Source organism: Paenibacillus sp. 2TAB23 (assembly GCF_052115165.1).
Lineage (GTDB): Bacteria > Bacillota > Bacilli > Paenibacillales > Paenibacillaceae > Pristimantibacillus.
Genome location: NZ_JBFRGD010000004.1, coordinates 183,909 through 196,884 on the forward strand (window position 1 = coordinate 183,909; position 12,976 = coordinate 196,884).

Here is a 12,976-nt window from a genome sequence, read left to right on the forward strand (position 1 = left end):
CGCTTTTTGATTCCTTGCCGTTTTTAACGCAAAGCTGTTTTAACGGTCGACCCGCTATTGTTACTGCATCGCCTTTTTATTCTTTATTGTTTTTAATGAATGGCCGCTTTAATCGGTCAACCAACTCGTCCTTTGCGCTTTTATCACCATAACGCACCTCTTCATACACCTCAACGAGCTGCGACAATTCGCCTGCATTCAGCTTTCCAGCCTGCCACTCAGCGAGCTCCTCGATCGTTTCCCTAGGCGTTAGATGCTCTTTTGCTACATATCCTTGCTTTGTAACTGCCCGTACATAACGAGCATACAGAAATCTGATTTTTTCCGCATTGGTGGACAGTTCATCCCACTCCTCGGCAAATTTTCGTTTTTTCTGGAATCGTTTCTTCAGCTCGCTTCCCAGCTGCTCCCGCCAATTGTTTAATGACGTTAACTTCTCAACCTCATCGATGTAGCCTCCATTATTGCTGCGATTTTCAGCTCCACGCTCTTGCAGCTTGGCGATCAGCAGCCGGAGCCATTTCATCACTTTTTTCGCAATAAAATAGATCAGAATGCAAGCAGCCGCAATGGCAAGCACAATCCCTACTATTTTGGCAATTTGCTCTAATAGCAGCATCCAATCGGAAGGCGGCTTCATCTCTTCGGCGGGCATCTGTGGAGGTGGCGCATCAGGCAGCTGCTCTGCTGGAGCCGTTTCTTCCTTCGGACGGTTAAGCCAGCTCATGATGATATCGGCAATCCGATGAAAGAATCGCTCGATTGATTGCTGGATTTGCCTGAACAACGCGATGATGGCGATTAATAAGACAATGACAATCATCATAATCCTATTTTGGCGCTTAAACGTAAGCGTTGCCGAAGTTTTGCCCATTTCGGAGGTCTCGCTATTCAGATGGCGTTCATTCGCAAAGAAGAAAAAAAGAATAACGCAAACGATGCCGCAGACGATTAATAAACCGTTAAAAGGTATAAGCTTTTTGAAAACCATGAGCTTTAAAGGCTGTATGGCAACATACATGATTACGCCTATCAGCATTTGCGTATTGGGAAACGAAGCCGTCCAGCCTTTCAGTTGGCTGCTCATGCCTCTGGTCACCATAACGGAAGAAAGGATCGCAGCTACCACAAACGCAATTATGGCAGCATCTCGTGTAGCTGATATAGCCAGCGTGCCATGCACGCAGCCTATCGCAACAGCCATCAGGAGCCTTGCTCCATATCGCATGCTTGCACGTTTCTTAGTGGCCAAAGAGCCTGCAAGGTAACATAATGGGAGCGTCATTACCCAAAGCCACATCGTCGGTTCCGGTAATAGATAGACCGCAGCAATAAGTAAGAACGGGAAATAGAATAATAATTCTACTATGCCTTGCCCTAAAATTTTAAAGGTATGGGAAGTCCTCAAGCAGGCACCTCTTCCCGCTCGGCTGTAGATGCCGCTTGTCCATCGTTCTTACTTTCGTGAATGGCTTGGTCGGTCAACAGCCATATCGCAACCGCATTTCCATTATATCGGAGCTGGTCTGCTTGTAGCTCAAGCTCATCATTCCAATAAGCGGTAATCATCAGAACATCCCGTTCACTGTACCCGCTCCGTGCTTCGCGCTCTATCAAATGATGGAATAGCTCTGTACGTTCAATTTCCAGCTTGGCCATGCCTTCGAAAATACCGAGCAAATGCTCGTTCCCGCCTCTTGGCTCAATATGAATGCTCTCATTTGTTCCCTTTACTGGCATGTTCGCTGCAAAGCCAACCTCCATGCCTTGATGAATAACGGCTTCTGCTGCGCCTGCTGCCCATTCAATGCCATGCTCGATAAGCACGAGATCCGTCACGCTGCGCCACATTCCTTCGGCATCATCAACGTTTAAATAGATCATTAGCCTGCGATCTGCCGTGAAATCATATTGATGCACCTGCAGATCGCCTGTCTTGGCGGTTGCTTTCCAATTGATTTGCTTAAAAGTATCGCCTGCTTGATAACTACGAACGCCAGCCACTATAAAAGGGTCATTGATAATCCAGCGGCTGACCGATTGATCTCCTTGCCAGCTGTGGTATGGCAGCTCATGGACAGGTACCTCTGCTGGCTTCGGATATACAAGTAGCTCGCCATGAAGCGCAATTTGCTCGGAAGTATGCGATATACCAAGCAGATCTCCCCCGGTGAGCGTTACCGTCTGAAGCTTATACCACCCGCGCTTTGCGCACGTAATGCGGTGAGTTCGCTTAATCTTCGTGTAAGGCGGAAGAGTGAAGAAGCTTTTATGATTCTGATAAAGCTGGCCGCTGCTTACCGTTAAATTTTCTTGCTGCTTGAAGTGCAGGTGCGTGGACAGCTGCGATTCGACGCGAAGCCATGGAACCGGGAGCCACTTCGCATTGGCCATCTCTTCAACCAATTCTACCTGTTCGCCGCTATAACAAGTCTTTGAGGTGAAGCGACGTTCATATTTCATATGACGCAGGACAAACCGTTGAAATAAACGGCTTTGCAGGCCGAGAATGAATAGGGCAGCTACAATGAACCAAAATAAAATCATCTAGCTCCGCCTAATTTGCCGCAACGCCGGCTTCCGCAGGCACCGCGGTCAAACGAATAATATCGTCGATAATCAGGTCTGCTTGATTCGCTCCGCGCTGCATCCCGCGAATAGCCAAGCGATGTGCCAGTACGGGCTTCGCCATTGCTTTGATATCATCAGGCGTAACAAAGTCGCGTCCGCGGAGAATCGCATGAACCTGGGAAGCGCGAAGCAGCGCCTGGCTACCCCTTGGGCTAACGCCTACCGTGACCTCATCCCTCTTGCGTGTGTGCTCCACGATTTGCAGCAAATAGTGGAGCACATCATCGGTTACCTTAACCGCGGTATAAGCTTGCTGCGCTTGCTGAATCAGGTCTATACCTGCGACGGGCTTGAGCTCAGCAAGCGGGTCATTCGACTTAAAGCGTTTAAGCAGCTGCAGGCCCTCCTCGGTAGTCGGATAACCCATTTTTATTTTGAACAAGAAACGGTCGAGCTGTGCTTCCGGCAACGGGAAGGTGCCTTGGTTCTCGATCGGATTCTGCGTGGCGATAACCATAAATGGACGCGAGAGCAGCTTCGTCTCCCCATCGATGCTAATTTGTCTCTCTTCCATGCATTCAAGCAAGCTGGACTGCGTACGCGGCGTTGCCCGGTTAATTTCATCAGCTAGCAGCAAATTCGTGAACAAGGGCCCGGCCCGGAATTCAAATTCACTAAGTTTTTGATTATAGAAATGGATGCCGCTCAAATCGGAAGGCAGCAAATCGGGCGTAAACTGAATACGTCTAAACGTAAGATCAAGCGACTTAGAAAGGGATTTGGCAAGCAGTGTTTTTCCTGTGCCAGGCACGTCTTCCAGCAAAACATGTCCCGAGGTTATGAGTCCAATGAGCAATAAATCGACAACGTCCTCTTTTCCTATGATTACACGCCCGATGTTTATCTTCACCTGTTCAGCAAGTTGTTTGATTGCATGGAATGACATGGTTCAGCTCCCTTATTATGTTATAAATCCAGTGCGTTCGCGCTGCAGCTTCTGTAGCTCACGCCAGCGAATCATACGAATTCCTTCAACTTGAAGCGTCTGCTTGATCGCTGGGTCACGGAACAACTCCAGCTCCATTCCCCTCTTTGTCGGCTGCCCGTGAAAAGCATTCAGCTCCTCCGTAACCAAAGACGGGTGTATAATCAGCTCGGTTACCCCAGCGTGAAGACTTCGCAATAGCTGCTGCATGCTGGACTTCAGCGAATCGAAATCTTCTCCATCCTGCAACTGAAAAGGGAGACCGACTAAATAGTCTAGAATGACGACTCCTTTTGAATCTGCAAGCTGTGCAAGCTGCTTCGCCTGCTCGGCAAGCTCTGGTGGAGCGATCTGACCGTTCTCCTGGAGCAAATACCTTGGCAGCCGGAAGGGTAGACCATAGGAAGCGCATACATCTAATACATCAGGCAGAAAATGCCGGCCAGTTGCGAGTCCGTACAAGCTGCCCATATGATTGTCAGCGTGCGAAGGCTTCATCCCCATTGCCAATGCCATCTCTATTTGAGCGATTAGCTCAGCCTGTACTTGCTGGGCATCTGCGTGCTGCTCAAAGGTTTTGCAATCCTTTGGGAAATAGTTTTCATTCGTTACTAAGGAATCTGTTGAGCCTTTGCGATTAACCGGACCCCACCGATACGAATCCCATTCGCTTGTAAGTGTGAAGTGAACGCCTACGTCTAGATGCGGATGCCTTGCGCTCCAAAGCGCTGCTTCTCTCGCCCAAGCACATGGCATCATCAGCGTTGCCGAGCTTACCGTTTCTTCCAGCAATAGCTGCTGAATGCCTTTGTTTGCCGAATGGCACAAACCAAAGTCGTCTGCATTTACGAGCAGCAGCTTCTCATCCTCGCCATACCCGAGCGCTTTTGCCAAACTCATGCGATCCCATCCTCCCAATTTTCATTAATCCATTTGCATCCGAATGCCGATTGGTCAACAATCTGGCAAAAGACATCATCTTTATCCAGCTCGTCTCTAAACCGAACCGCGAAGTGCAAAGCAACATCCAGCAGCCTAAGCTTCATTAATCGAGGCAGAAGCTGCAGCTCCTCCGCAGTTAACGGGCAAATGCTCTTATAGCCATTGACAAGGAGCTGTATGTTCATTTTCATCTCAGCATCTTCCGGTTTGAGCAGGTCCACAATAATAACCGCAAGCTCCATTGCCCTAACATCCATGGTAGCAAATTCAAAATCGAGCACTCCGATTATGGCATTCTCCTGTGAAACGGTATTGTTGAATACCAAATCACCATGAATCCATTGTTGGGGCCAGCATTCGAGCTCGGCGCTCACTTCTTTTAGCAAGTTCCGCTCCCGCTGCAAATATTCAAAGCTGATACGTCTAGCACTTAACGCCTCTGATCGATCAGCCATGGAGAGGAAGGCAGCTTCACCCATCGCCGCATATGTTTTTTCGAGCTCAAAATACGGGCTATAAAGGGGGAGTCGGTCAGGCTTGATTGTTCCTAGCGCATTAGCAAGCTGAGCAGCGATTTGTCCAAGCGCATAGACGTGTTCAGGATTGGAAGCAGTCGGTCTGTCTCCATCTATATAATGAAACAATGCAGACAGCGTGCCATCCCCTGCTATGCTTAATGTGTCTCCCCGCTTATTGCGAACAGGAATGGGAATTTGAAACGGAAGAGATTGCTGTGCCAGAGCAAATAGCACCTCTTGCTCCAGCCTCACGATCTCTACATCTTTATGGTTGTTATAAATTCTGAATGCATATCTTTCATTGCCCGACAAAATAACCCGAGTCGTATTATTCATTCCGCTATCGCGCTGTTTAACCTCATACGGTGCTAGGAATTGATATTCATCCAAGTAGACGGTAAAATCGATGTCGTCATTCAAGCTGCTTATCCTCCTTGCTTTTCCTTCAACAGCTTCTCCAGCCTTGCACCTAACTGCTCCTGCCAGCTTGCCGCAAGCTCCTTAACGTCCAGCAGCTCGCGGATGCCTTGGATATCATCTTTATTGCGATACATGACACGATTGGCTTCTGCAATTGTTTTCCTTGCCGGATGACGGCTCTCCACAGTGAATTTTGTGCCGGTAGCAATTTGTCCCTCTTTGAGCACTCGGAAGTAACAGCCCGTATAGCCGTTCTTCAGAACGCGTGCAGGCAATTCAGGTAAGGAATGCCTTAATCCTAGCTTAAAACAAGGCTGTCTCGGTTGGCTTACTTGAAGAATGGTTTCTCCGGCATGGATAATATCGCCAATGCACAAGTCCTCCTCCGTCCAATCCGATAAGGTGAAATTTTCACCGAATGCTCCACTAGTAAACGAAAGATCCGCTTCTTCTTTCCAACTCGCAAATCTTCGCTCAAAATATACACAGACTGCTTTGTCCGGTCCTCCATGATTAATCAAGTCCCCTTGACCATCGCCATTTAATCCCATGCTCGATAAATGATGCGCGTCCAGAGAAGGAACCTTATAGATCCCAGATTGAATGACCTTGGAACCATGAGCGATGGCCACAGGCTCGCCAACGTTTAGTGAAACGAGCGTTGCACGATCCGTTTGTTGCAACATACCCTCTTGCCTCCTATGTTTTTCGTATTTGACTATTATAATCTTCATCGGCAGATGTTGGCAAAGAGATATCATATCATTAATTATATATAACATGTAATAAAAGATGAAATCGCTTTCGACAAGTCCTATGCCATTAGCCTATCGGCATGTCGAAATCCACTCTTTTGTGTAGCATCTTGCGTTAGCCCGGGAAATGATTTTTGAATTGTCCGAATATTTCCTACATTACAATCGTATCATTTCCCGCTATACGTTGTACATTTCCTCCGTGATCAATAGCTAGCAGCACTCTCCAACCTTCGCTTCAGTCCAAGCCAATATGAATCTGTTATGTTCCTACATGAAGAACTACGTATTGCTTCGCTTGGCAGCATGCAGGAGAAGCTGTTTTCAATATGCAAAAAAAGCCTCTCACCCATGCAGATGAGAGGCTCCTTTAGCTCCGAAATTAAGTTATGGATTTTCTTGAATTTGGATCGCTCAACTGCAGGACTACGTTTTTCAATTCAATAATATCAAACGGTTTTGTGAAGCAATGACTGATGCCAAGCGCTACCGCATCCTCCAGCTTCTCAGGTGAAGCATAAGCCGAAATGAGAACAACCGGGACCTCGCTTGCAATTGCTCTTATGCCTTGTAAAATCTCAATGCCGTCCATGTCTGGTAATTTTAAATCCAGCAATATACAATCGATCGATTCAGTCGAGCAGATTTCCAATGCGACAACACCAGTTTCTGCTTCAAATACACGCATACCTGACGCAGTGAACAATTCAGAGAGCATAAGGCGAATCGGGTACTGATCATCCACAATAAGCAAATTGACGGAATGCCCATCCTTCATATGGTGCTCCTTCTTTTCGGAATCAACGACTGCTTTTGGTTTTTTTAAAGGCGTAGACATTGATACTGTCGGAGCGAACGTCTGCGGGGCAGACCTATTTTTGCTGTCGCGGTGCTCCTTTTCTATTTTACGCTGCTGATAGAAAACGAACGATACAGCAACAAGCAGTGCAGCAGCAATTAGAATAAGAAAATAAGACAATTTCGTATCTCCTTGGAAGCTGTGCTGCCGAACAGCAGCTTTGCAAAAGTGGGCGTGCTAGCATTCAATCATTTACAAGCATCACCCCAAGCGGTCCATCTTCGTTTATGATGTCCTGTAGGTCGTATACTGAAATCGGAAAATAAATAAAGCCGTACACATACGCTGAGAGTTCGTACAATTGAAAATAAACGACAAGTGATCTGTCCGCTACATAATAGTCTTGATCGGGGCGGATCGATTTGAAGGGCTCAAGTGTCTCAATCTTTCTTTCCTTAATTTGAGCGCTTACGATTTTGCTAATACGACCCACATAATCTGAACCTGGCTTGAAAAGCTGGGACAACGTATACGTTTGACCTGTCGATTGTTTAAAGGTCAACGAATGCTGCAAGGTCATGCCGTGCGCCCCGCCGGTAAAGGCATAATTATACAAGGAAAGGCTTAAGTAATCCTTCTGGTTGTTCTTCTGTTCGAAGTAGCCAAGCATCTGGGCGTTCGGATCGTCCAGCTCTCCTTGGCTGTGGACCAACTGCTGAACGGTTTGATGAATGGTATGATTTATTTTTTTGTCAGCAGCCTCGTTTTTACCACCGCTCACATAAGGAATGGACAGCTCTGCTTTTGGAAACTCGGCGTTGGCGGTTTGAATGACGACAGGTGATTGAAATGACATGTGAAAGACACCTTCCTATTCGGTTAGATGCTTCAGTTTATGCAGCTCACGGCTCATCTCATGCCACGTAATCCCGCCATGCGTAGATGCAGAAACACCTTTCAGCTCGAATTGCTCCGCCTCATAGAACGGAATAAGATGCTCTTCGCACATCAATATCACTTTCTCTATATCCGTAGCCTCGCAATGTTCGATCAGCTTGCGCAGCAGTTTTGCTCCTATCCCTTGCCTTCTCTGGTTCTCATCGACTGCAACGGTAAGGACGCAGAAGTTTCTGCCCTCCCGTTCATCTGCTTGATCGCCTTTCATCTCATCTCCGCATGAGGACTCAGTCGTGCGAATGCCATTTGTTATTCCGACTAACCGATTGCCCATCCATGCCGTCCAAAAAAACGGATGATAATGGTCAAAACGGAATTGAAATCCTTCGAGCGTAGCTGCTGCCTCGGGCGAATAGCAGCGGCGTTCTAGCCTAATAGCTTCATCCAGCTCTTCTCTTCTAATAAGACGCAGGTTGATTTCGTTCACAGCAGTGATTTCTCGCGTTCTGTCAGTCGTCTGCCGCTGACGTCAAGCACGAGCTTGCCGCCTTTCAGGCCTAGGATCCGGTCGGCAAAACGCTCTGCCCAATCCCCTTGGTGCATAACAGCGATGACGATTACGCCTTGCTCTTTGCATAGCGCTTTCAAATCCGTCAGCACTTGATCCGCTGTATGCGGATCAAGACCCGATACGGGCTCATCAGCCGCAATAACCTTCGCGCCATGAACGAGCGCTCTTGCGATAGCCATCCGCTGGCGTTCGCCGCCGCTTAGCGTGCTCGCCTTCTGATGTGCTTTATCTATAAGCCCGCGTTTTTCGATCATGTCCATAGCGCCCATGTAATCATCGCTCCTGACCATGCCTGTCCACCTGCGCCAAGCCGGAGTTTGTGATACCGAGCCAATGATAACATTCTTGAGTGCCGTTTTGTTGGGAAACAAGAATGGCTTCTCCTCCACATAAGCTACCTCTTGCTTCACTTTCATTTTTCCGGAAAAGCCTTGCTTGAAAATATCCTTGCCGTCGAATTGATACGTTCCTTCCGTCCATTTCTCTTGGAGAGCGAGGCAGCGGAGCAAGGTTGATTTGCCGCTTCCGCTATCTCCTTTTATCGCAATAAAATCACCAGGATACGCCTCAAAGCTAATGTCGTCCAGCACCTTAGGCCCGCCGGGTATTCGTCTGGATAGATTCTTTATTCTAATCATTTTCCGCTCTCCTTCTGTTTGCAGCAACTGCTTCTATGAATCTAGTTTACGTTAAACAAAAAACAGTTTCCATACGAACAAATGTTTGGTATAATAAAAACAAGAACAAACGTTCCATTGATCATCGAATTCAACCATTTGGAGGAGGCCTGATCACCATGAATAACATCTGCGAAAATTTCCGTTATGTAGAGAATGAACGCCCTGGACGTGACTTAACTTTTAAGTTTTACGCCGATGGACGGCTTATCATCATCGATAATGTTGCAGAGGAGGTGATCACTCCCAAGGACTTGAAAGGCGCAAGCAAAGATTTTTATGTTCGCAGGCGAATTGCTTTTATTAAAAATCAATTAAGAGCCTCGCAGCTCAAATATGCATAATGTTGCGTAAGAGGAGAGCCGGGAATCCACCCTGCTCTCCTCTTCGTGTTTTATTGATGTTTTTCTATGGAAGCTGTTTGTTAATGCCATTAAGACTTGGTGGACGCTTAGCGACTTTGTCTGTTTTAAGCTTGCCTGATTGCCCGCGCATGTTGGAATGATTTTGGAAATTATCGCCTTTGTTGTTTCTGATGTTGACCATCTCAATCACCTCCACGTATAGCATGCCAAATTTACTGGATATTGATGTGAGATCCTTGCAACCTTTTCCCATACATTGACTCTACTCTCCACTTGCGGTAGATTGGTCATACAGTTTCAAGTCCCGCAAAGGAGATCGCATATTATGAAACAACAAATTATGTTTGACCTCGACGATACACTCATTCACTGTAACAAATACTTCTATTTGGTCATCGACCAGTTCATCGATGCGATGACGACCTGGTTCGGAAGCTCACCGCTCGTATCAGCCCAAGCGATCCGTGACAAGCAGATGGAGATCGATATTGCAGGAGTTGCCGTGTTCGGCTTTAAGAGCGAGCATTTCCCGCAATCTTTTGTCGACACGTACATTCATTTCTCCCATTTGACTGGCCGCAAGCGCTCAACCAATGAAGAGAATCTATTATGGAAGCTTGGTTTAAGCGTATATGAACATGATACTGAGCCTTATCCCAATATGGAGCAAACTTTGTTTTCATTGGCAGAAGCAGGTCATGAGCTGCATTTGTATACGGGTGGCGAGCTGCCTATCCAACGCCGCAAGATTGAGAAAATGAACCTGGAGCGCTATTTTGAATCGCGTATCTATATCCGCCGTCTCAAAAACAGCGATGCGCTCGAAAACATCCTGTCTGCCGGCGTATTTGACAGGAATAGCACTTGGATGGTCGGCAATTCGATTCGCACAGATGTTGTGCCCGCATTGACTGCAGGTATACATGCTATCCATATGCGCGCTGTTTCCGAATGGGAGTATAACGTCATTCAGATCGAGGTTGAACCGAAAGGTGCTTTCTTGACATTGGATCACCTGAAGGATGTACCTGATGCGATTCACGGCTACGTTAACCGATAATTTACAATTGTTATTCAAATAAATAGACCCGGCTTGTTCTCATACGCTTACGAGAACGAGCCGGGTCTTTATTTACGTGCATGTCGGGATTATTGCTCAATGGATAATTCGCCTGTTGCAAGATTGCGGATGACAATTCTACCTTCTGCAGGCGTACCGTCTGCTAGCTGCAGCTTCAGCTTCGTCGTCTTCCCTTTCTCGACAAGCGATTTCACCTGTGAATCAGTCAAGCTGCGGCCATAGCTCTCTTTCCATATAACGAATTTGCAGCCTTCTTTATAATGGGAGCAGCCATAGCCCTTTCGTCCCATAAAGATGGAACCGCCGCAGCCAGGGCTCGGACAATTCGTGATCATCGTTATGGTGCCCGGCGCCGCTGCTGTTGCTGAAGTGCTTTTTCTGGCGGTTCCGGTTGCTTTAGGGTTAACGGCTCGAGTCTTGGAAGCTGCTGCCGACTTGCCGGCAGCCCCTCTTCCAGCGCTCGGAGCTTCACTTTCAAATGACGTTTTGGCGGCACGGGATTGGACACGAACTTTATCCACGATCATGGTTGCGAATTTTTTAACATTTTCCATGAATTGTCCGTCTGAAGCGGTTCCTCTCGATATTTCGTTTAAACGCCGCTCCCATAAACCGGTCATTTCCGGTGATGTCAACAGGTCTATGCCTGCGCCGCGTATCAACTCGATTGCGGTTCTCCCTTTTTGGGCAACTAGGATCTTCTTCCCTTGCATTTCGACATATCCGACATTTTTCAAGCGTTCAATGGTCGCTGCCCTCGTGGCCGGCGTACCTAAGCCAGAGTCCTTCATCGCATCACGTACGTCTTCATCCTCGATCTGTTTGCCGGCGCTTTCCATCGCTTTAAGCAGCGTTCCTTCGGTATAGTGCTTGGGAGGCTGCGTATCTTTTTCCTTCACGATTGCATCCGAGCATACGATTCCTTCGTCTGCATTAATCGAGAACGGCTCGCTTACTTCAATTTCCTCTTCTTCCGTATCCTCTTTATCTTTGCCTTTCGCGGATGGTTTTGCCTTTTCCTTCTTCTGATCGGCATAAATAACCTTCCAGCCTAAATGCAGAAGCTCTTTTACCGTCGTTTTGAAATGCTCGTTCTCTACCTCTGTCAAGACGGTATGCACCTTATACTCAGCGGGCGGATAGAATTGAGACAGGAATCGTCTGACGATGAGGTCGTACAGCTTCTGTTCATCAGGACTTAGCCCGTTCGCCTTGCGGTTCGTTGGCAATATCGCATGGTGATCCTCAACCTTAGTCGGGTTGCAAATAAATTTATTTCCCTTGTGCACCAATGCTCGGTTTGCTCCTTTGACGAGGTCGTCATAGGCTGTTCCTTGAAGCGCATTAAGCGTTTTGTGCATCTCGGGTATATTCTGCTCCGTTACATAGTTGGAATTCGTTCTCGGATACGAAATTACCTTATGCTTCTCATAGAGCGCCTGAGCGGTATCCAGCGTTTTTTTAGCAGAAAATGCATATTTCCCGTTCGCTTCCCTCTGCAATAACGTAAGATCATATAGCTTGAACGGATATTCCTTTGTTTCTTTCACCTCGTAGGAAGCGATGCGGCCTTCCTTACCCTTTACCTTTGCGGCAATCGCTTCGACCTTAGCTTGATCCGTTGCCCGCTCACCCTGCCACATGCCTTTATAGGACATATCCAATTGTGTAAAATGTCCCTCCAGTTCAAAGAACTTCAATGAAGAGAACGCCTCGATCTGCTTTTGCCGATCATAAATAAGCGCAAGCACGGGGGTCTGAACGCGTCCAACTGACAGCAGAACGTTGTGTTTGGTCGTAAAAGCACGTGAACCGTTCATGCCGATAAGCCAGTCAGCTTCACTTCTTGCCGTTGCCGCTCTAGTCAAATTTTCGTATTCTGCTCCTTCTTTAAGCTCATCGAAGCCCTTCCGAATCGTCTCAGGCGTCAGATCGGATATCCAAAGCCGCTTAACGGGTTGACTTAGCTTCAGATGCCGCTGGATTAAGGAAAAAATATATTGTCCCTCGCGTCCCGCATCGCAAGAGTTAACCAGCAGATTGCTCCGTTTCGCAAGATCGCCGATTACTTTAAGCTGATCGATCGTTTTTTTGTTCGGTACGAGCTTAAATTGCGTTGGAATAATCGGCAGATCATTTATATTCCATTTTTTATATTTTTCATCGTACGCATCAGGCTCCGCCAACCCAATTAAATGCCCAATTGCCCATGTTATGATGTAGTGCTCGCCTTCTATGTAGGAACGGTGATTTTTTGCTTTCGGATCGATTGCGGCTGCAATATTCCGCCCCATATCAGGCTTTTCCGCAATGATTAATGTCTTCAAAAGTGATTCGCTCCTTCATACGCAATTCGCAAATCAAGCTTCCCGCTCACGCCAACTCGGCATCTGTT

14 protein-coding genes are annotated in these 12,976 nt (G+C 47.2%); 2 read left to right on the forward strand and 12 right to left on the reverse strand.

The window, feature by feature from the left end; genetic code table 11:
• Nucleotides 1–76: 76 nt before the first annotated feature.
• From AB4Z29_RS08195 to AB4Z29_RS08240, 10 genes are all read right to left on the reverse strand, one after another.
• Nucleotides 77–1,204, reverse strand: coding sequence for a DUF4129 domain-containing protein (locus AB4Z29_RS08195; RefSeq protein WP_441942578.1), 1,128 nt, complete (start codon nt 1,202–1,204; stop codon nt 77–79).
• A gap of 200 nt (nt 1,205–1,404) precedes the next feature.
• Nucleotides 1,405–2,547 (reverse strand): DUF58 domain-containing protein, encoded by a 1,143-nt coding sequence (locus AB4Z29_RS08200; RefSeq protein ID WP_441942579.1) that lies wholly within the window; start codon nt 2,545–2,547, stop codon nt 1,405–1,407.
• A 10-nt stretch (nt 2,548–2,557) separates the two neighbouring features.
• Nucleotides 2,558–3,517 carry an AAA family ATPase gene (locus tag AB4Z29_RS08205; protein ID WP_441942580.1) on the reverse strand — a complete coding sequence of 320 codons (960 nt, stop codon included), beginning with the start codon at nt 3,515–3,517 and terminating at the stop codon, nt 2,558–2,560.
• A gap of 15 nt (nt 3,518–3,532) precedes the next feature.
• On the reverse strand, nt 3,533–4,456 hold the full coding sequence (locus tag AB4Z29_RS08210; protein ID WP_441942581.1) for a polysaccharide deacetylase family protein: 924 nt from the start codon (nt 4,454–4,456) through the stop codon (nt 3,533–3,535).
• Nucleotides 4,453–5,436 (reverse strand): phosphotransferase, encoded by a 984-nt coding sequence (locus tag AB4Z29_RS08215; protein ID WP_441942582.1) that lies wholly within the window; start codon nt 5,434–5,436, stop codon nt 4,453–4,455. Before AB4Z29_RS08215 ends, AB4Z29_RS08210 begins: the two co-directional genes overlap by 4 nt.
• 5 nt (nt 5,437–5,441) lie before the next feature.
• Complete coding sequence (locus tag AB4Z29_RS08220; protein WP_441942583.1) at nt 5,442–6,122, reverse strand: MOSC domain-containing protein; 681 nt, start codon at nt 6,120–6,122, stop codon at nt 5,442–5,444.
• A gap of 451 nt (nt 6,123–6,573) precedes the next feature.
• Nucleotides 6,574–7,170: a response regulator gene (locus AB4Z29_RS08225; protein WP_441942584.1), complete on the reverse strand. Its 597-nt coding sequence runs from the start codon at nt 7,168–7,170 to the stop codon at nt 6,574–6,576.
• A 64-nt stretch (nt 7,171–7,234) separates the two neighbouring features.
• A complete protein-coding gene (locus tag AB4Z29_RS08230) occupies nt 7,235–7,846 on the reverse strand; it encodes a DUF3298 and DUF4163 domain-containing protein (protein WP_441942585.1) in 612 nt (203 codons plus the stop codon).
• 15 nt (nt 7,847–7,861) lie between these two features.
• A complete protein-coding gene (locus AB4Z29_RS08235) occupies nt 7,862–8,374 on the reverse strand; it encodes a GNAT family N-acetyltransferase (RefSeq protein WP_441942586.1) in 513 nt (170 codons plus the stop codon).
• On the reverse strand, nt 8,371–9,096 hold the full coding sequence (locus tag AB4Z29_RS08240; protein WP_441942587.1) for a phosphonate ABC transporter ATP-binding protein: 726 nt from the start codon (nt 9,094–9,096) through the stop codon (nt 8,371–8,373). Before AB4Z29_RS08240 ends, AB4Z29_RS08235 begins: the two co-directional genes overlap by 4 nt.
• A 158-nt stretch (nt 9,097–9,254) precedes the next feature.
• Here AB4Z29_RS08240 and AB4Z29_RS08245 point away from each other — a divergent pair, with 158 nt between their 5' ends.
• On the forward strand, nt 9,255–9,479 hold the full coding sequence (locus AB4Z29_RS08245; RefSeq protein WP_441942588.1) for a hypothetical protein: 225 nt from the start codon (nt 9,255–9,257) through the stop codon (nt 9,477–9,479).
• Nucleotides 9,480–9,543: 64 nt separating this feature from the next.
• On the opposite strand, the gene AB4Z29_RS08250 is transcribed toward AB4Z29_RS08245, so the two are convergent.
• A complete protein-coding gene (locus tag AB4Z29_RS08250) occupies nt 9,544–9,681 on the reverse strand; it encodes a hypothetical protein (protein ID WP_441942589.1) in 138 nt (45 codons plus the stop codon).
• 144 nt (nt 9,682–9,825) lie between these two features.
• On the opposite strand from AB4Z29_RS08250, the gene AB4Z29_RS08255 reads away from it, so the two are divergent.
• Nucleotides 9,826–10,560 (forward strand): HAD family hydrolase, encoded by a 735-nt coding sequence (locus AB4Z29_RS08255; RefSeq protein WP_441942590.1) that lies wholly within the window; start codon nt 9,826–9,828, stop codon nt 10,558–10,560.
• Between the two features lie 89 nt (nt 10,561–10,649).
• Here the strand turns inward: AB4Z29_RS08255 and AB4Z29_RS08260 are convergent, their stop codons facing one another.
• Entirely contained in the window at nt 10,650–12,908 is a 2,259-nt protein-coding gene (locus tag AB4Z29_RS08260) for a DNA topoisomerase 3 (RefSeq protein WP_441942591.1), read from the reverse strand.
• Nucleotides 12,909–12,976 lie beyond the last annotated feature (68 nt).